Genomic DNA, 19307 nt, shown 5'->3' on the forward strand with positions numbered 1-19307 from the left:
GAGCAGCTAAATGATCATGCTCCGCTATGCGGTGTATCGCTTTTTCACCATGCTGCTGACGCTTCTGGTGGTCTCGGTTCTGATCTTCGTGATCATCAACTTGCCACCCGGTGACTACCTCAGCAATCAGATCGCGGAATTGCAGGCTTCGGGCCAGTCCGCAGGCGTGGCCAAGGCCGAGTTTCTGCGCAAGGAATACGCGTTGGATCGGCCAATGTGGGAACAGTATCTGATCTGGGTCGGATTCTGGCCCGGCCCGCATGGGTTTGAAGGGCTGCTGCAAGGTAACTACGGCTGGTCATTTGAGTTTGACAGACCGGTATCCGAAATCGTCGGCGACACTCTCTGGCTGACCGTCGTGGTCAATCTGGCCGCCATCCTGTTCGTCTATGCCGTTGCCCTGCCCCTCGGCGTCCTTGCCGCAGCAAGGTCACGCACGTGGATCGATTATACCTCGGCTTTCGTCGGTTACCTTGGTCTGGCCACGCCGAACTTTCTGCTGGCCTTGATCCTGTTTTATTACGGGCACCGCTATTTCAACCTGCCCATCGGCGGACTAATGGACCCGGTCTATGAAGGTCAACCGATGAGCTGGGACAAGCTCAAGTCCATTCTCGTGCACCTGATCGTGCCCACCTTTGTGATCGGCACCTCAGGAGCATCAGCAATGATGCAGCGTCTGCGCGCGAATATGCTGGATGAGCTGGGCAAACCCTACGTGGAAACCGCGATTGCCAAAGGCATGGCACCATCCCGGATGCTGACGAAATACCCGCTGCGCGTTGCCTTCAACCCGTTTGTTGCGGACATCGGCAACCTGCTGCCGTCGATGGTATCGGGATCGGTTCTGGTATCGGTCGTGCTGGGATTGCAGACCATTGGCCCGACCCTGCTGACCGCGCTCAAGACCCAAGACCAGTTCCTGTCCGCGTTCATCCTGATGTTCGTCGCGTTGCTGACCCTGATCGGCACAATGATCTCGGACATCCTGCTGGTCATGCTGGACCCGCGCATTCGATATGAGGGGCGCGAAGCATGACCAAACAACCCGACGGTCGCTATGTCGACGACGCTCCCTTTGATCCGCAGGCGTCTCTGCAACAACTTGAACGTGCCGATCTGGACGCCCCGAACTGGGTATTGGTCTGGCGCAAGTTCAGGACCCACAAGCTGGGCCTGATATCCGGTGTTTTCTTGCTGCTGTGCTATCTGATGCTGCCCTTCGCGGGGTTCATAGCACCCTATGGTCCGAACGACCGAAACGGCGAACATCTTTATGCACCGCCTCAGTCGGTGAACTGGTTCCACGATGGCGAATTCGTTGGCCCGTATGTTTATCCAATCGTGGCCGAGGCAGACCTCGAGACCTTCCAGTGGAAATTCGTACCCGATACCGAAGACCCCCGACCGATCCGTTTCTTCTGCGAGGGGTCCGAATACAAACTGGCAGGTCTGATCCGTTCGGATACCCATCTGTTCTGCGCCCCCGAAGGCGCGACCCTGTTCCTGTGGGGGTCGGACAGGCTTGGACGGGACGTATTCAGCCGTATCCTGTACGGCGCTCAACTATCACTGACCGTCGGCCTGATCGGCATATCTGTCTCGTTCTTTCTGGGCATCCTGTTCGGATCGCTGGCGGGATATTTCGGCGGCAAGATCGACTGGGTCATAAACCGGGTGATCGAAATCCTGCGCTCATTGCCCGAGCTGCCTCTGTGGCTGGCTCTGTCCGCCGCGGTGCCTTCGAACTGGAGCCCGGTCGCCGTCTTCTTCATCATCTCGATCATCCTCGGCATCCTTGATTGGCCCGGCCTCGCCCGCTCCGTGCGTGCAAAATTCCTGTCCCTTCGGGAAGAGGAATATGTGCGCGCTGCCGAGATGATGGGCGCCAGTTCCGGTCGCGTGATCCGCAAGCACCTGCTGCCGAACTTCATGTCACACCTGATTGCCTCGGCCACTTTGTCGATCCCCGCGATGATCCTGGGGGAGACGGCCCTCAGCTTCCTTGGCCTTGGTCTGCGTGCGCCTGCAGTCAGTTGGGGTGTCATGCTGAATGACGCACAGAACCTCGCATCAATCGAAATCTATCCCTGGACCGCTATCCCGATGCTGCCGATCATCATCATCGTGCTGGCCTTCAACTTCCTGGGCGACGGGCTGCGCGACAGCCTGGACCCCTATCAGCAATGAGTCTGCTGGCATCTCTCCCTGCGGCCGACACCTATGAGGTGAAAGGGACAGGTGCCCGCCCCAGTGCCTTTGCGGTCTCAGAACTGGCAACCGCCAGCTTTGCGACTGTCGGTAAAGAACTCTCGCGCCTTTCGGTGGACCTGAACCTGACCGACAAGCCGCCAAAGGTGGCCGTTGATCACCGGCTCGCCTCTTTGTGGTTCGGGTATTCGTTCAAACCGGACGGGTGGGAAATGCCTGGTCTTTGGGACGCCATAGCGGGTGACTATCGGGCATCTGACGGCTGGATCAGACTTCACACCAATCTGCCACATCATCGCGCTGCAGCGTTGAAAGTTCTGGGCGTCAAAGCGGATCGAAACCTCGTCAGCGAAGCGGTAAAAAGTTGCCCGATTTCCGAGCTGGAAACGGCAATCGTGGCCGAGGGCGGCGTCGCCGCAGCCATGCGCAGCCGGTCCGAGTGGCAGGATCATCCACAAGGCCGCGCCGTGGCGCGCGATCCGCTGATCGGCTGGCAGGGGCCACGCAGCATCACGCTGCGCGAACGCCCGCGGGCGACAGCCGAACGCCCCTTGGCGGGTCTGCGCGTCCTTGACCTGACACGTGTGCTGGCGGGGCCAGTCTCTACGCGTACCCTTGCCGGGTTCGGCGCCGACGTACTCCGCATCGATCCTCCTGGTTGGGACGAACCCGGTGTGATCCCGGACATCTCGCTTGGTAAAACATGCGCCTATCTGGATCTGAAATCGCCTGTGGGGCTTGACCAGTTAAAAGATTTGCTGGCGCAGGCTGATGTTTTCGTCCACGGCTATCGCCCCGGTGCGCTGGATGCACTTGGACTGAATAAATCCCAGAGGGACACGCTGGCCCCCAACCGTATCGAAGTGACACTGGACGCCTATGGCTGGCAAGGCCCGTGGGCTTCGCGGCGTGGCTTTGACAGTCTCGTCCAAATGAGTTCCGGGATCGCGGATACAGGACGCGACTGGGCCAAGTCTGACAAACCGACGCCTCTGCCCGTACAGGCTCTGGACCATGCAACCGGTTACTTCATGGCTGCGGCGGTATTGTCAGCTTTGGCTGAGGCCGCATCGCAAAACGCCGTGATGGATGCCCGACTGTCGCTTGCCCGTACGGCCGAACTGCTTGCCAGCCTCGCCAAATCCAGCGCTGGAGATGACATCACGGATGCAGCACCCGACGATTTCGACCGGACTATTGAAATATCCGGCTGGGGACCCGGTCACCGTCTGAAACCCGCTTTGAACGTCGGTGCCGCAAACATGCACTGGTCTCTTCCCGCCTCAAAAACGGGAACGTCCGAACCGGTCTGGCCCTCTTTGAAATCCTGAGCAATCGCCGTGCGGAACGCACGGCCCGGCCCAACGCTTTGACCGGCGTCTCGCCAGAGACGCAGATCAAAGGGGCGGGAGACCACCCTATCGGTCATCCCCGCCAGCCGGGCCGATTTCGTCCAGCATGTCTTCGTCTATGGCGGCCTGCACCGCCCCTGTCACCGCTTCGCGCTGCTTCGGTGTCAGATCGTCGGTATCCTTTCCGTCCGCCAACCGTACGGTGACTTCGCGGTGCGCAAAGCGGATGCCTTCGCGCGCAAACAATTCGCGGATTTCCTGATACACTTTCTTGCGCACCAGCCACTGATCACCCGGCTTCGTCATGAACTTGACCCGGATGATCATCGCCGAATCCTGCATCTCGATCACGCCCTGGGACTTCAGCGGCTGGATGAAATTGTCTCCGATGACCGGATCGCTCAACAGTTCCTGACCAAGCTTCTTGATCAGCTTGCGTACCTTCTCGACATCTGTGTCATATGTCACACGCAAAGGCAGCTTCATGATCACCCAGTCGCGGGAGTAATTGGTCAGAACCTTGATTTCGCCAAACGGGATCGTGTTCAACGCGCCCAGATGGTGCCGTAACTGGAACGACCGAACCGAGATTTTCTCGACCGTCCCCTTCACATCCCCGATGTCGATATACTCACCCTTTCGGAACGCATCATCCATCAGGAAAAACGCGCCCGAGAAAATATCCCGCACCAGCGTCTGCGATCCAAAGCCGACGGCCAGACCAACGACACCGGCGCCCGCGAACAACGGGCTGACATTGATGCCCAATTCCATCAGCACGATCAGAACAATCGTGACAACCACGACCGCAAGGATCGCCCCCCGGAACAACGGCAGCAATGTAGCCAGTCGGCTCTGTCCACCTTCGCCGCCTTCATCGCCCAACTCGGCTTCCGCTGCTCCATCGTCGGATTCCTCGGCGATCTTGCTGTCGATCCAGATGCGGAAGAAATGAAACAGAATGTAACCGATGAAGATGATGACCATCACATCAAGGGCGCGTTCGACCGGCAGTTCCTCGCTCCAGTCCGCGTCCGGATACCAGATCACCACCAACGCATAGGCGCCAATGACAAAGGCCAGAATTCCGGCAACCCTGCGCGCCAGATCTTCGTATGTTAGCAGATAGTGCTTTCTCTGCTCAGCTTCGGGGGTTTCAGCGATTTCGATTTCCTCATCGCTGTCGGCGCCCTCTGCATTCATCTCCTCAATCTTGCGAGAGCGATCGAAGTAGCGCTCCAGAAAGTAGTTCATCGCGCCATATGCGATGACGACGGACATGAAGATCAGGTATGTGCTGGCAATCAGCGGGATCGGCGTCGGGTTTTCAAGCGCAAGATCGACCGCCAGCCGGAACCAGCTGAACACGATATAGACGATCAGCGCAGGTGCCCACCCGTACGAGACGACCCGCAGAATCCAAGACACCTGATCCGCCGCGCGTCCGCCCCGGATGGCATTCGAAATCGCCCGCGCATTGAACAGGATCATCAGGATATTGCCCAACGCACCGAGCATCGTCAGCACGCCGTAAACCATGGCGTAGACGTTGTAATTCAGTCCGAAATCCGCCACCCAGGTCGAAAACATCACGACCGAGATATCAAAAGTGGCCAGAGCGGACGCCCAAATATACAGCCGCTTTGCATCCCGGTCTGAGAACGGCGGTAGTCGATATTGGCTAAGATACGGTGACAGGACCATTCGCCACAAGTCAGACACGGTACGCGACAGGAAGAAGGCGGTGAAAATGGCCGTTACCGTGAACTGTATCGAGATATCCTTTTCCGTTCCGATAAAGAACAACTCTCCGACGATATACGCCAGCACCATCGCGAATACCGTCGCACCAACCCCCATGAGGAAACGGAACACCAGAAAGGGCATTTTTTCACGATAACCTTGCGGGTTTTCCTTGATGCGCGACACCACATGACGGCGGGCAATGCGCTTTCCGTATATCTCGATCGACAGCCAGCGGCCGATCATCAGGAACAGGATCGCCCAGAGCAAAACCTCGACATAGGTCATGATCCGCCCGTCCGGGCTGGTTTGGCGCAGGACGTACTGAACTTCGAAGATCGAATAGGGCAAGGCCTGCAAGCGAGAGTCGAGCGATGCGCGGAATTTCGAAAGCCGCTCCTGCGCCTTCATCAGTTGCGACCCTTCGCCCATTGGGTCCGCAGATGCATCTTCGCCGGTTCCGCTGGTCTGCTGGGCGGTGGATGAAACGACCTGACCAGCACTGTCGATCACGATTACGCTCGCGCCCGCCTCGGAGGCAGCGCGGATCGCTGCAGCCAGATCTCCGTCGGATGTGGCAGTTGTCTCTTCGGTCGTGCCGGATGGGTAACCAGGTATCAACGACGTCTGCGCCGCAACTTCTTTTGCAAGGCCCAAAGCCGCCAGCCAGAACACCAGGATCAGCCCGGCAAGATAGTTCATTTTCATAGTATGTTGCATCCAGTTCGCAGTTGTCAGGCAGATTACAGAAGCCATGAAGCCTGTACAATCTTCTGCGTGCAGCCCCTGAATATGTGCTTTGCTCCAGTTCCTGCGGCGGCTGAGGGGATAATGTGTTTCCAACTCTCAGAAAATTGAATATGACCGCTCGGGGTAACCTGTATGTGCTCGGCGTGAGCCAGGCGAGTTTGACAGGCAGGCAAACTGTTGTGTTCGCGCGGATCGGCTGTTGCCAAATCGCAATGCTTGTCGCATTTGCTGGATCACGAAAGTCCCTTTGGCAAGCAGGGGCATAAGATATACGATAACTGGTGCAAACGCGCGGATTTGCACCGAAACCTTAGACAGGCGAAGGCATGAGCCTAGGCACTATAAACGAAAAACAAGGCCGCGCTCCGCGCATCCTGTTCTACAGCCACGACACGTTCGGGCTCGGCCATCTACGCCGGTCGCGAGCTTTGGCTTCTGCAATGACGCAGGCCGACCCCAGTGCATCGGCCCTGATCCTGACAGGATCTCCCGTGGCGGGGCGTTTCACGTTCCCGCGCCGCGTTGATCATGTGCGTTTGCCGGGTGTAACCAAACGTGCGGACGGCTCTTATGCGGCGCGAACAATTGGCATGGGCATTGACGAAGTGACCGAACTGCGCTCGGGCCTGATCCAGACGGCGGTTCAGCAATTCGACCCCGACGTCCTGATCGTCGACAAGGAGCCGACCGGGTTTCGGGGAGAGCTCTTGCCGACCCTGGAACGGCTCGAACATTCCCAAGGTACGCGGCTGGTTCTGGGCCTGCGCGACGTTCTCGACGAGCCGGAAGTCCTGGCTGCTGAATGGGACCGGAAAGAGGCCGTTGCTGCGACTGAACGTTTTTATGACGAGATCTGGGTATACGGTTTGCGCTCGGTCTATGATCCAACTGAAGGATTGCCACTCAGCCCGGCGACGCAGGCACGCATTCATTGGACGGGCTATCTGCGCCGGGATCTTGGCCCGATCGGCGAAGCGCCCGAGCAACCGTATATCCTGATCACGCCAGGTGGCGGCGGTGACGGCAAGTCGATGGTCAATCTGGTCCTGTCCGCCTACGAAAAAGACCCCAACCTGAACCCGAGGGCCATACTGGTCTACGGTCCGTTCCTTTCTGGCGAGTTACGCGAGGAATTCGAAACCCGTGTTGCGGCGTTGAACGGGCGGGTTACGGCAGTTGGTTTCGAATCGCAGATCGAAACCCTTTTTGCCGGTGCCGCTGGCGTAGTCTGCATGGGCGGCTACAACACTTTCTGCGAGGTGTTGTCCTTTGACAAGCGCGCCGTGATTGTTCCCCGAACCACGCCCCGACTGGAACAATGGATACGCGCCTCACGCGCGGAAGAGCTTGGGCTGGTGCGGATGCTGGACGAAAACCGCGACGGGCTGACAGCAGACGCCATGATCAACGCGATCCGCGAACTGCCACATCAACCCCTGCCCTCTCAGGCCATTCGGGCCGGTTTGCTGGATGGGTTGCAATACGTCACCCATCGCATTGATGCCCTGCTGGGCGCGGAACAAGAGCGCGCGACCGGATGACGGCGAAAAGCCCCAAACTGGCGGTGCTGGTCAAAGGATGGCCGCGCCTGTCCGAGACGTTCATTGCGCAGGAACTGGTGGCCCTGCAAGAGGCCGGGCACCGGTTCGATATCTGGTCACTGCGTCATCCCACAGATGCCAAGCGCCACCCGTTGCATGACCGGTTTCGTGGCCAAGTCCATTATCTGCCCGAATATCTGTACGATGAACCGGCTCGCCTGACCGCAGCCCGCGAGGTCGCGACCCGCCTGCCGGGCTATGCGCAGGCCTATCAGATCTGGCGGCAGGATTTGCGACGCGACCCAACGCACAACCGCATTCGCCGTTTCGGCCAGGCCTGTGTTCTGGCCGCCGAGTTGCCAAGGCAAACACGCGCTCTTTATGCACATTTCATGCACACGCCATCTTCGGTCGCACGCTACGCGGCGATCATGCGCGGCTTACCGTGGAGTTTTTCAGCACACGCCAAGGACATCTGGACCTCACCCGATTGGGAAAAGCGGGAAAAACTGCAAGCCGCAACATTCGGAGCCGCCTTTGGAGCAACCTGCACGGCCATCGGTGCCAACCATCTGCGGGGGCTCTCGGATGACCCGGCACGGGTCGATCTGATTTATCACGGGCTGGACCTCGCTCGATTTCCGGAAGCGCCAAATAGGGCAAAGCGAAGGGCGAATGGGCCATTTCACATGCTCTCGGTCGGACGGCTGGTCGAAAAAAAAGGCTTTGACCGCCTGATCGATGCCTTCGCTCTGTTGCCTCAGTCGTTGGACTGGCATTGGACGCACATTGGCGGCGGCACTCTTGGGGACGTTTTACGCGAAAAGGCAGCAAAGGCTGGCCTTTCGAACCGTATCACCTGGAAAGGCGCCTGTGACCAGCCTGAGGTCATTGCAGAAATGCGGCGCGCAGACCTGTTTGTTTTACCCAGCCGAATTGCAGCGGACGGAGATCGGGACGGATTGCCCAATGTCCTGATGGAGGCAGCCTCGCAACGCCTGCCGATCCTGTCCACGCCAGTTTCGGCAATTCCCGAGTTCATTGCTAACGGGACACATGGAGTTCTGTGCAATGATGAACCCAGCGCTTTGGCTCAGGCCATCGTGGACCTGGAGTCTGACCCCGAAAGAACGGATAAAATGGCCGCAATGGCCCATGAAAGATTGATTGCCGAATTTCGTATGGACCCGGGCATCGCCCGCCTGTCCGCGCGTCTCAGCGCCCTTTGCGCGGGTGACGCCTGATGGCACGCGTGGCTTTCTACGCACCGATGAAATCCCCCGACAGCTCCAACCCCTCGGGTGACCGCGAAATGGCGCGCAACCTGATGGCGGCCATCGGCGCCCAGGGTGATCGCGTGGATTTGGTGTCCCGGTTGCGGGTTTACGACAAGACAGGTGATGCTGCGGTTCAGGAAGCGCTGCGCGCCGAGGCTGAGATTGAAGGAAACAGGCTCATAGCCGAACTGCCGGCCGACATTGACCTGTGGGTCACCTATCACAATTACTACAAGGCCCCCGATCTGCTGGGACCACTGGTTTGCCGCGCCCGAGGCATTCCTTACGTGCAGTTGGAAAGCACCCGCGCAAGCAGCCGCCTTAACGGTGGATGGGCTGACTTCGCAAAGGCTGCGCATCAGGCCTGCGACGCTGCTCATATCATTTTCTATCATACCGCAAACGATCTGATAACGTTGAAGCGGGAACGGTTCGGGGAACAGCGTCTGGTGGAATTGCCGCCCTTCCTGCCCATTTCGAAACTACCGACGGCGTCCAACGGCGACGGACCGATTTTGACCGTGGGGATGATGCGGCATGGGGACAAACTTGCCTCCTATCGGATACTGGCCGATACCTTGACTGAACTGACCGGCGAGTGGGGTCTGAGCATCGTGGGCGACGGACCGGCCCGGTCAGAGGTTGAGGCCCTGTTGGAGCCGTTCGGGGCGCGTGTGCGGTTTTTGGGACAACTGGATCGCGATGATCTGCAACAGCAGTATCAATCGTCCTCGATGCTCCTTTGGCCCGGTGTGAACGAGGCATACGGTATGGTTTACCTCGAGGCACAAGCCAGCGGATTGCCTGTCGTTGCGCAAGACCGGCCCGGTGTGCGCGACGTTTTGGCCCCGTCGGACCATCCGACAGTGGAATGCGGACCAAAAGGCCTGGCGCAGCGCATTCAGAGGCTTAACTCTGACCTCGACCTTCGCCGCGCCGAAGGGGTAAAGGCACGCTCTTACGTTGAGAAACGCCACCTGATGCCGTCAGCCACCAACTGCTTCTGGACGGCGGTGCGCCCTTTGTTGGAGGCCGGTCCATGACACGATTGGCATTGCTGCGCCACGGGCACACAGCATGGAATCGCGCGGGTCAGATTCAGGGCCGCAGCGACATCCCTCTGGACGCCGAAGCCCGATCCGAGCTTGCAGGCTATCAGCTGCCGGAACCCTGGGACGCCGCAACCCTTTGGTCCAGCCCGTTGTCTCGTGCGGTTGAAACCGCCCGCCTGGTTGCCGATCGTGACCCGCTGACTGCACCCGCGCTGACCGAAATGAATTGGGGTGATTGGGAGGGCAAACGCGGCGCAGACCTGATCGAACAACCTGAAAGCGGTTATTGTCATATCGAGGATTGGGGTTGGGACTTTCGCCCTCCGTCGGGGGAAAGTCCGGCCGAATTATGGAACCGCCTCGCACCCTGGCTGGCAGAGCTGCAAGGCGACAACATTGCCGTATGTCATATCGGCATCATGCGCGTCATTCTGGCGAGGGCCTGGGGATGGGAATTTCGTGGCCCCGCGCCGTTCAAGATCAAACGGAACCGCCTGTTCATTCTGGACATCGACGATATGCGGCCCGTGAGCGAACCCGTTCGACTTCAAAAACGTCAGGTGTCCGGATGAAGGTCATGATCGTCGTCACGCACCTTTTGGGCACTGGACATCTGAGCCGCGCACTGACGATTGGCCGCGCGTTTGCGGAAAAGGCTCACGAGGTCCTTGTCGTCTCGGGTGGAATGCCTGCGCCGCAGTTGAACAGTGCGGGAATGTCCATGCTGACGCTTCCGCCGCTCCGGTCGGATGGTGTCGATTTTACTCGCCTGCTGGACCAGAAAGGTCGTGTTGCGGGGGAAGGGTATTTTTCCGCACGAAGGACAGCCCTTACTCAAGCTGTTCGCAGTTTTAAGCCTCAGGTCTTGATTACCGAGCTTTATCCCTTTGGCCGCAGGTCCCTGACGGAAGAGTTTCAGGCTGTTCTGGAGGCCGCGCGAAGCTTGCCACATGATCCGGTCATTCTCGCCTCGGTCCGTGACATCCTTGCACCACCTTCCAAACCGTCCAAGGCGACCCGCGCGGACGAAATTGTGACGCAGTTCTACGACGGCGTGCTTGTTCATTCCGACCCGCAGATCACATCGCTAGAGGTCAGTTGGCCGGTTTCAGAAGATCTGGCGGCGCATCTGCATTACACGGGGTTTGTTGCGCCAGCGCCGGCAGATCGACACCCTGATGGCGAAGGACAAGGCGAAGTTTTGGTCAGTGCCGGTGGTGGTTCCGTTGGGCAACCGATCTTTCGCGCGGCCATCGAGGCCGCCCGCAAGATGCCCCACAGGCGCTGGCGCCTGTTGGTCGGCGGATCAGACGCGCGCGAACGCATCGCCGAATTGTCACGGTTGGCAGAAGGCGCGCCGGTCACTTTGGAACCGGTGCGACCTGATTTCCGGCAAATGTTGCCACTGGCCGCGGCCTCGGTCAGCATGTGTGGTTACAACACGGCGATGGACCTGCTGCAAAGTGGCGTCCCGTCGGTCTTGATCCCTTTCGACGATGGAAAGGAAGTCGAGCAGAGCCTGCGAGGACAAAGCCTGTCGCAACTGCAGGCTGTGGAAGTCACGCGGAGCGCTGACTTGTCAGGTCAGGTGTTGGCCGAAGCTGTTTCCAGGGTGATCACAGAAGGGCCACGCGTCCCGATCACCCAGGGCTTCGATGGTGCAAAGCGATCCGTTGAAATTGCCGGACGTATGGTGGAGGCGAAAGATTGACTGCGGATTGGACGTCACTGCAAGCCGAGTTGCGGCGATGGCGGGACGAAAATCTGGATTTGCCGCTGTGGTGGCGTGATGACGACGCGATTGCAGTCACGCCTCAGTTAGAGCGCTTGTCAGAGTTATCGGACGAGTTGGGGCTGCCGGTGCATCTCGCGGTCATCCCGCGCCACGCAGAGGAGGCTTTGGCAGAATACCTCGCCAACAAGTCAGGTCTGATGCCAGTGGTGCATGGCTGGGCCCATCAAAACCACGCCCCAATCGATGAGAAAAAATCCGAGTTTCGTCTGCATCGCCCCATGGACAGTATCGTTGAAGATGCCAGAGCGGCGTTTTCCCGTCTGAGCGAGCTTTTCGGAGATCGGCTGCAGCCTATGTTCGTGCCGCCGTGGAACCGCATCGCACCGGAAGTGGCCGCACATTTACCGGACTTGGGATATCGGGTGCTGTCCACGGCAACGCCACGCGGTGCAGCGTTGGCCGCCCCGGGATTGGAACAGATCAACACGCACCTGGACCCGATCGACTGGCGCGGAACCCGTGGGCTGATCGATCCAGACGCCTTGATTGCCACTACAATCAAACTCTTGCAGGATCGCCGCAGAGGACGCTCGGACAACAGCGAGCCATTTGGCGTGTTGACCCACCATCTTGTTCATGATCAGGACGTCTGGCGCTTTTCCCGCGACCTGCTCTGCCGGTTGCTGGATGGTCCCGGATTTGCCTGGACCGGAATAAAACGCGGAAAGACGAGGGAGACCCCGAATGAGCCGACTTGATTCAATGCTGCGCCGCCTGACCGCCCAACGTGACGGGTTGAACTGGGCTGCGGAGCAAATTGGTGAATTGGGCGGCGATGTTCTGGACATGGGGTTGGGCAACGGCAGAACCTATGATCACCTGCGTGAAATCCTGCCCACGCGCCGGATCTGGGTGATGGACCGGGTGCTGCAATGCCATCCCGACAGCACACCTCCTGCCGGGGATTTCCTGCAGGGCGAGGCCGAGCCCATGCTGCACAGGCTGACTGAGGCAGGCCACCGCATGGCGCTGGCGCATTACGATTTCGGGCGTGGTATCAAGAGCGAGGATGTGGCCGAGGCCGCCCGCCTCAGCCCCCTGATCGCACAGGTGATGCAACCGGGGGGGCTGCTGATCTCTGGACAACCTCTGGTCGGGTTCAGACAGATCAAGGGCCCCGACACAATCGCGCCGGATCGCTACCTGTTCTATCGCGCCGGATCAGGCGACTCGATGGCCACGTGACCAGACGGCTCTCAGTGCGGGCACATCCGCACGCATCCGGAACCGGATCAGATCGGCGCGGGCGCCTGGGCGCAGTTCTCCGCGATCCTCCAGACCCGCAGCCTGCGCAGGCGTTTGCGTAACCGTTCGCATTCCGCGCGCCATATTACCCCACAACTCGCCCAGCCGAGTGGCCGACAGCAGCAGCGCCGAAGGAACATAGTCCGAAGACATGATGTCCAGATATCCCAGTTCGGCCAGTTCGCGTGCCGCGACATTGCCGGAATGCGATCCGCCCCGGATCACGTTGGGGGCACCCATCATAACCTTGATGCCGTGATCGTGACATGCGCGCGCGGCTTCGACCGTGGTTGGAAACTCTGCCAGCCGAATTCCGTGCTTCGCAGACACGCGAACCTGTTCGTGGGTGGTGTCGTCATGGCTGGCCAAAACGGCACCAAACCGGCGCGCGGCCTTCACCGTCTCGACCTCATGTTTGTCACCGTGGCGATCCCGCAAGGCCTGCAGCTGAGCAATGTGCTGCAGGAACGCGTCATCGACCAGCCCATATTTGCCCTTCATGTAGTCTTCAAGCTTTGTGATATCGCGAAACTGACGCTGACCCGGAGTGTGGTCCATCAGCGAGACCAAACCAACCCGATCCTCCGGGCCGAACTCATCCAGTTCCTCGATCAACGTCTCCGAACACACTTCGGCCCTAAGGTGCAGAAAATGGCTGATTTTCAACGCATCCTGTTCGCGCAACTGCCATAGCTCCCGGGACAAACCCCGTGCATATTTCAGATACCGCCCTGCCCCGCTTGGGATCGACCCCACGCGCATCGCGTCAAAAACGGTTGTGATGCCGGTGCTGGCCAGCTCGGCATCATGCGCGATAATGGCCGAGGCATGAGGCCAGTCCACTTTGGGGCGCGGTTGGATGTGGCGTTCAAGATTATCCGTATGAAGTTCGACCAGACCGGGGCTGACATAGTCACCTTCGCAATCCACCGCTCCGGACGGAACTGCAGTGCCTGTGTCGACCTCGACGATGACCTCCCCGGCGATCCGGATGCTGCCGGTGACGATCTCGTCAGGCAGAACAAGCGTGGCATTGGCAAGGATCAATTCTTCTGTCATCTGAACTTCACGTGGTTTGAGAAATTGGAATGGCCACGCAATAGGAGGCCAATGTGACATTCACGCGATACGCGATCTACTACGCACCCCCGGCCGATGCGGAGTGGGCGAAATTCGCAACCAGTTGGCTGGGGTGGGACATGGAGACCGGGCAACCGGTCGCACATCCGGCAATCGATGGAATGGATGTTGCAACTGTTACCGAGGTGCCCAGAAAATACGGGTTGCACGCGACGATGAAACCACCGTTTCGGCTGCAGGCCGGGCATTCGATTGCGGGATTGCAGGATGCCTGCGCTCAGCTTGCGGCCCGTTGTACACCGGTCATGATCGAGGGTCTTGAAGTCGCGCGGCTGGGTCGGTTTCTCGCGCTGCGCCCGCTGGGCGACACCAGCGCGCTGAACGCATTGGCCGCAGCTTGCGTTCGCGATCTGGACAAGTATCGCGCCCCGACCTCGGACTCCGAGATGGCCCGCAGGCGCAATGCGAACCTGACCGCCGGGCAGGAAGCCAACCTGATCCAATGGGGCTATCCATACGTGATGGAGGCGTTCCGCTTCCACATCACGCTCAGTGGCAAGCTGAACGAAACTACGCTGGCGCAGGTGCAGTCCACGTTGGAGAATCACCTGACCCCGTTGCTGCCCTCGCCTTTCCCGATCAGTGATCTGGCATTGATGGGCGAGGCCGAAGACGGGCGGTTTCACCTGATCCATCGCTACGCCCTCACAGCCTGAAGCTGGCGCAATATCGATTCCACGGTCGCATCCAATGTGCCGGAATTGTCGATTTCGATCAGACGGTTCAGGCCGCTTGGAAGCGGCGCCCCGGATCGGCCAAGTCGCCGCATCTGTTCATCTGCGCTTTCTCGTCCACGGGCCATCAGGCGTTGTGCCAGAACCTCTGCATTTGCGGTCAGCGAAACAACAATAAAGTCACCAAAAACCTCCTGCGCAAGCAGCAACACTCTGCGCGACAGGTTCACCAATACGGCATCGGCTTCGCGTCGCTGTGTTTCGATTTGCCTCGGAATTCCATAGTGCAACCCGTGTGCCGGCCAACTCAGTGCAAAGTCGCCGGCCTGTTCCATCTGGTCAAACGTTTTGACAGAAACCCGATCGAAATCTTCGCCGTCTTCGCCTTCGGGCCGGGTAATTACCCTGCGGGCTCTTGCAAAACCGGGTGCCCGCGCGATCAGCGCTTCCATCACACTGTCCTTGCCAACCCCGGACGGGCCGACGACCGCTATGACCGGAGCAGGGCTCATGCTGTCAATTCCGGTGAAAAGCCCGAGACATTGACCTCGCGATCACAGACACGATCCCGCGCACCGACATCATGGAATATCCCGACAATCGCAGCGCCGCGCGCTTTGGCTTCTTCGATCAGTGAAAGGACGGTCTCGCGGTTCTGGACATCCAGACTAGCCGTGGGTTCATCCAACAGCATCGCCGGGTAGTCATGGGCAAAACCGCGCGCGATATTCACACGCTGCTGCTCGCCGCCGGAAAACGTGGTCGGGCTGAGGGGCCACAGGTTTTCGGGAATATTCAGGCGCCGCAGCAGGGCTTTCGCCTTATCCATCGCCTGTTGCCTGTCACAGCCGAGCGCCAGCAGCGGTTCGGCCACAACGTCAACCGTCGGAACCCGCGGAACGACTCGCAAAAACTGACTGACATACCCCAACGTCTCACGTCGCAATGCCAGAATTTCACGCGGCTCTGCCTTGGCGACGTCCAGACCACCCACCATTACCTGACCGGTTGCGGCAAGATAGTTGCCGTAGATCACCCGCATCAACGTCGACTTACCGGCGCCGGAGGCACCGGTCAGGGCAACACATTCCCCGGGCGCGACCGAAAGCGAGGCGCCCTCCATCACCGGAATGACCGCACCGCCTTGATTGTGCAAAGTAAAGCTCTTGCTGACGTCCTTGAGTTCAATCATCGCACTTCATCTTTTTCCAAATACTCAAACTTGCAGAACGCTCGACACAAGCAACTGCGTATAGGCGTGTTGTGGGTCGTCCAGCACCTGATCGGTCAGCCCCGCTTCAACGACAAACCCGTCCTTCATCACCATCAGGCGATCCGCCAGCAATCGGACAATGGCCAGATCGTGCGTGACGATGATTGCGCTCAGTCCCATTTCTCGAACCAACCCGCGCAACAGGTCGAGCAAACGCGCCTGCACCGAAACATCCAGCCCACCGGTCGGTTCGTCCATGAACACCAGCCGGGGGCCGGTCACCAGATTGCGCGCAATCTGCAATCGTTGCTGCATCCCGCCTGAAAACGCGGTTGGACGATCGTCGATGCGCGTTTCATCGATCTCGACCCGGCCCAGCCAATCCATGGCCTTGTCCCGGATGCTTCCGTAGTGACGGTCACCAACGGCCATCAATCGCTCGCCGATATTACCGCCGGCACTGACCGACATCCGCAACCCGTCGCGGGCATGTTGATGCACAAAGGCCCAGTCGGTACGGCCCAGCATCCGGCGTTCGGGTTCCGACATTGTGACCGTATCCACCTGGCCATCAACCCGCGTGTCAAAGATCACCTGCCCGGCATCGGGTTCCAGATGACCCGCCAAACAATTCAACAAGGTCGACTTGCCCGACCCGCTTTCGCCGACGATCCCCATCACCTCACCGGGAAAAAGATCGAAACTTACATCCGCGCATCCGATCCGCGCGCCATAGTTTTTCTGGATGCCTCTGACCTGCAACAAAGGTGTCACGCCGCGTTCTCCTCGGCCAGTCGGCCTACATGGCCCGCCTCGCGGCGTGACCGGCAATAATCGGTGTCCGAGCAGACAAACATCCGGTTGCCCGCGTCATCCATGATCACTTCGTCCTGATAGCTGTCCTTGGCCCCGCACAGGTCACACGGATGATCGGCCTTGGTGGCCTCGAACGGGTAGTCTTCGAAATCGAGGCTCACCACTTTGGTATGTGGCGGTACCGCATAAATCCGCTGCTCTCGCCCAGCGCCGAACAACTGGATCGCGTCCATTTCAAGCTTGGGGTTGTCGAATTTCGGAATTGGCGATGGGTCCATCACATAGCGCCCCAACACTTTCACCGGATAGGCATAAGCTGTCGAAATCGCGCCATGCTGGCTGATATCCTCGTATAGCTTCACATGCATCAGACCGTATTCCTCGAGGCTGTGCATCTTGCGCGTTTCGGTCTCGCGCGGTTCCAGAAACCGCAGCGGCTCCGGGATCGGCACCTGATAGACGATGATCTGATCCTCGCGCAGCTTCGCCTCGGGGATGCGGTGGCGGGTCTGGATGACTGTCGCCTTGCCCGTTTCTTCAGTTGTCTCCACGCCCGCCGTGTTCTCAAAGAACCTGCGGATCGAAACGGCATTAGTCGTATCGTCCGCGCCCTGATCGATCACCTTGAACACGTCATCTGGCGTTAGCGTCGCAGCCGAGACCTGAACGCCGCCGGTGCCCCAACCATATGGCATGGGCATCTCGCGGCTGGCGAAGGGAACTTGATAACCCGGAATAGCCAATCCTTTAAGGATCGCACGCCGGATCATGCGCTTGGTCTGTTCGTCCAGATAGGCGAAGTTGTATTCGCTCATAGCATCCCTCGCTCGATCAGGGCCGTTTCAAAGGCTTGGGGGGTTGTGAAGTGAACCGCGTCCATACCTGCGGCACGGGCACCCTCGACGTTCTTCGGACTGTCATCGACGAAGATGCAGTCCTGCGGCGCAAGGTCGGTGCGGTCGCAGAGCAGGTGGAAAATCTCAATCTGTGGTTTCAGCAGTTTTTCACGCCCCGACACGACCGTGATGCCGAAAACCTCGTCCAGTTCAGGGTGCACGGACACACCTCCGGGCCAGGTTTCAGCGGACCAGTTCGTGATGGCGTGGATTGGTGTTCCACGTTCCTTAAGCCGGTAGAGGATGTCCCACGTACCTTCGATCTTGTGCGGAACAGTAGTCGCATAGCGCTCGACATAGCTGGCCAAGCGCTGCTGATCCTCCGGGCAATCCAGTTCTGCCGCCAGCGCGCTGAAGGTTTCGCCCGCGTCCGCTCTCATGTTGCGGTCGAAAAAATCGACACGTGTCAGGAATTCGTCGACGGCCTCGCGGCTGCCCATATCGTCCAGCCATGCCAGATGCGGGTCCCATTTGATCAGGACATTACCGATATCGAAAACGACCGCTTTCATTCTGCAGCCTCCTTTGGCGCAATGCGTTCTTCGGCCTCACGACGCAACTTGCGAACCAGCTCCAGTTCGGACTGGAAATCCACGTAGTGCGGTAGTTTGATATGTTCGAGAAACCCGGTGGCCTGAATGTTGTCCGCGTGGCTCAGTACGAACTCTTCGTCCTGCGCGGGGGCACCCAGGTTGTCCTCTCCCAACTCTTTCCAACGCAGTGCACGATCCACCAGTGCCATAGCGATGGATTTGCGTTCAGATTGACCGAAGACCAGCCCATAGCCGCGCGTGAATTGCGGCGGTTCGGTCTTGGAGCCTTTGAACTGGTTCACCGTTTCGCATTCAGTCAGCTCGATCTCGCCGATCTCAATCTCAAAGCCCAGTTCAGGAATATCCATCTCGACCGCGACCTTGCCGATCCGCAACTCGCCCACGAAGGCGTGGTTTCGGGCATATCCGCGCTGGGTCGAATAGGCCATTCCCAGCACGAACCCCTCGTCCCCACGCGTCAGAGATTGCAGACGCAAAGGTCGGTTTGAGGGAAATTCCATTGGCTCCCGCGTCAGATCCCCGGGAGTGGTATTGATTGCGGGCTCGTCCTGGATGATGTCCTCATCCTTGAGGAACTCAGTGATGTGTGGCGTCGGCTCCCGCCGTGCTGAGCCTCTCGGCGCAGGTTCGACTTCGCCATCGGCGGCCAGTTTGAAATCCAGTAACCGGTGCGTGTAATCGAAAGTCGGCCCCAGCACCTGTCCACCGGGCGCATCCTTGAATGTTGCCGAAATCCTGCGCTCACAGGCCATGCCTCCGGTATCAACCGGGTTCGAATAGCCAAAACGCGGCAACGTGGTACGGTATGCGCGGATCAGAAAGATCGCCTCGATCAAGTCACCACGCGCCTGTTTGATGGCCAATGCGGCAAGGTCGGGATCGAACAGGGATCCTTCGGCCATGACCCGGTTGACCGCCAGACTAAGCTGTTCGCGGATTTGCGCAATGCTCAGTTCCGCCACGTCCGTGTCACCACGCCGCTCTTCAGCCAGCCAGGCGTGGGCGTTCTCGATGGCTTTTTCACCCCCTTTAACAGCAACATACATGG

General features: G+C 59.1%; 19 protein-coding genes. 11 read left to right on the top strand and 8 right to left on the bottom strand.

Translation table 11 applies throughout. The features are described 5' to 3' along the window. Positions 1–10: 10 nt before the first annotated feature. Genes AC2TEL_RS07660 through AC2TEL_RS07670 form a run of 3 tightly spaced genes read left to right on the top strand, consistent with a single transcriptional unit; the run spans position 11 to position 3542 of the window. On the top strand, positions 11–1039 hold the full coding sequence (locus AC2TEL_RS07660) for an ABC transporter permease (protein WP_480840937.1): 1029 nt from the start codon (positions 11–13) through the stop codon (positions 1037–1039). Next, entirely contained in the window at positions 1036–2190 is a 1155-nt protein-coding gene (locus tag AC2TEL_RS07665) for an ABC transporter permease (RefSeq protein ID WP_480840939.1), read from the top strand. The genes AC2TEL_RS07660 and AC2TEL_RS07665 overlap by 4 nt, the downstream gene beginning before the upstream one ends. Continuing rightward, entirely contained in the window at positions 2187–3542 is a 1356-nt protein-coding gene (locus AC2TEL_RS07670) for a CoA transferase (protein WP_480903002.1), read from the top strand. The genes AC2TEL_RS07665 and AC2TEL_RS07670 overlap by 4 nt, the downstream gene beginning before the upstream one ends. 87 nt (positions 3543–3629) lie before the next feature. Here AC2TEL_RS07670 and AC2TEL_RS07675 read toward each other — a convergent pair whose 3' ends face one another. Beyond that, the gene (locus AC2TEL_RS07675; RefSeq protein WP_480903004.1) at positions 3630–6014 is read right to left on the bottom strand and encodes a mechanosensitive ion channel family protein; all 2385 of its coding nucleotides are present in this window, start codon (positions 6012–6014) and stop codon (positions 3630–3632) included. 368 nt (positions 6015–6382) lie between these two features. On the opposite strand from AC2TEL_RS07675, the gene AC2TEL_RS07680 reads away from it, so the two are divergent. The 7 genes from AC2TEL_RS07680 to AC2TEL_RS07710 are packed head-to-tail and all read left to right on the top strand — an operon-like array spanning position 6383 to position 12906. Then, entirely contained in the window at positions 6383–7597 is a 1215-nt protein-coding gene (locus tag AC2TEL_RS07680; RefSeq protein WP_480840945.1) for a glycosyltransferase family protein, read from the top strand. Next, positions 7594–8841 carry a glycosyltransferase family 4 protein gene (locus AC2TEL_RS07685; protein WP_480903006.1) on the top strand — a complete coding sequence of 416 codons (1248 nt, stop codon included), beginning with the start codon at positions 7594–7596 and terminating at the stop codon, positions 8839–8841. The genes AC2TEL_RS07680 and AC2TEL_RS07685 overlap by 4 nt, the downstream gene beginning before the upstream one ends. Further along, positions 8841–9917, top strand: coding sequence for a glycosyltransferase family 4 protein (locus AC2TEL_RS07690; protein ID WP_480903007.1), 1077 nt, complete (start codon positions 8841–8843; stop codon positions 9915–9917). The genes AC2TEL_RS07685 and AC2TEL_RS07690 overlap by 1 nt, the downstream gene beginning before the upstream one ends. Then, positions 9914–10498, top strand: coding sequence for a histidine phosphatase family protein (locus AC2TEL_RS07695; RefSeq protein WP_480903009.1), 585 nt, complete (start codon positions 9914–9916; stop codon positions 10496–10498). Before AC2TEL_RS07690 ends, AC2TEL_RS07695 begins: the two co-directional genes overlap by 4 nt. Further along, on the top strand, positions 10495–11637 hold the full coding sequence (locus AC2TEL_RS07700) for a glycosyltransferase family protein (protein WP_480903011.1): 1143 nt from the start codon (positions 10495–10497) through the stop codon (positions 11635–11637). Before AC2TEL_RS07695 ends, AC2TEL_RS07700 begins: the two co-directional genes overlap by 4 nt. Next, complete coding sequence (locus AC2TEL_RS07705) at positions 11634–12419, top strand: polysaccharide deacetylase family protein (protein WP_480903013.1); 786 nt, start codon at positions 11634–11636, stop codon at positions 12417–12419. Before AC2TEL_RS07700 ends, AC2TEL_RS07705 begins: the two co-directional genes overlap by 4 nt. Next, positions 12406–12906, top strand: coding sequence for a class I SAM-dependent methyltransferase (locus AC2TEL_RS07710; RefSeq protein WP_480903014.1), 501 nt, complete (start codon positions 12406–12408; stop codon positions 12904–12906). The genes AC2TEL_RS07705 and AC2TEL_RS07710 overlap by 14 nt, the downstream gene beginning before the upstream one ends. On the opposite strand, the gene AC2TEL_RS07715 is transcribed toward AC2TEL_RS07710, so the two are convergent. Then, the gene (locus AC2TEL_RS07715) at positions 12883–14025 is read right to left on the bottom strand and encodes an alpha-D-ribose 1-methylphosphonate 5-triphosphate diphosphatase (protein ID WP_480903016.1); all 1143 of its coding nucleotides are present in this window, start codon (positions 14023–14025) and stop codon (positions 12883–12885) included. The genes AC2TEL_RS07710 and AC2TEL_RS07715 overlap by 24 nt on opposite strands. Before the next feature lie 53 nt (positions 14026–14078). Here AC2TEL_RS07715 and AC2TEL_RS07720 point away from each other — a divergent pair, with 53 nt between their 5' ends. Next, positions 14079–14762 carry a DUF1045 domain-containing protein gene (locus AC2TEL_RS07720; protein ID WP_480903018.1) on the top strand — a complete coding sequence of 228 codons (684 nt, stop codon included), beginning with the start codon at positions 14079–14081 and terminating at the stop codon, positions 14760–14762. Here the strand turns inward: AC2TEL_RS07720 and phnN are convergent. Genes phnN through AC2TEL_RS07750 form a run of 6 tightly spaced genes read right to left on the bottom strand, consistent with a single transcriptional unit; the run spans position 14744 to position 19305 of the window. Further along, positions 14744–15292, bottom strand: a complete 549-nt coding sequence (gene phnN, locus AC2TEL_RS07725) for a phosphonate metabolism protein/1,5-bisphosphokinase (PRPP-forming) PhnN (RefSeq protein WP_480903019.1) — start codon at positions 15290–15292, stop codon at positions 14744–14746. The two genes, AC2TEL_RS07720 and phnN, sit on opposite strands and share 19 nt — an antisense overlap. Next, positions 15289–15972 carry a phosphonate C-P lyase system protein PhnL gene (gene phnL, locus AC2TEL_RS07730; RefSeq protein WP_480903022.1) on the bottom strand — a complete coding sequence of 228 codons (684 nt, stop codon included), beginning with the start codon at positions 15970–15972 and terminating at the stop codon, positions 15289–15291. Before phnL ends, phnN begins: the two co-directional genes overlap by 4 nt. A 24-nt stretch (positions 15973–15996) precedes the next feature. Next, on the bottom strand, positions 15997–16767 hold the full coding sequence (gene phnK / locus AC2TEL_RS07735) for a phosphonate C-P lyase system protein PhnK (RefSeq protein WP_480903023.1): 771 nt from the start codon (positions 16765–16767) through the stop codon (positions 15997–15999). Continuing rightward, entirely contained in the window at positions 16764–17624 is an 861-nt protein-coding gene (locus AC2TEL_RS07740) for an alpha-D-ribose 1-methylphosphonate 5-phosphate C-P-lyase PhnJ (RefSeq protein ID WP_480903025.1), read from the bottom strand. Before AC2TEL_RS07740 ends, phnK begins: the two co-directional genes overlap by 4 nt. Beyond that, the gene (locus tag AC2TEL_RS07745) at positions 17621–18217 is read right to left on the bottom strand and encodes an HAD family hydrolase (protein ID WP_480903027.1); all 597 of its coding nucleotides are present in this window, start codon (positions 18215–18217) and stop codon (positions 17621–17623) included. The genes AC2TEL_RS07740 and AC2TEL_RS07745 overlap by 4 nt, the downstream gene beginning before the upstream one ends. Continuing rightward, positions 18214–19305 (bottom strand): carbon-phosphorus lyase complex subunit, encoded by a 1092-nt coding sequence (locus AC2TEL_RS07750; protein WP_480903028.1) that lies wholly within the window; start codon positions 19303–19305, stop codon positions 18214–18216. The genes AC2TEL_RS07745 and AC2TEL_RS07750 overlap by 4 nt, the downstream gene beginning before the upstream one ends. Between the last annotated feature and the right edge of the window lie 2 nt (positions 19306–19307).

Source organism: Ruegeria sp. HKCCD9138, from assembly GCF_057220975.1.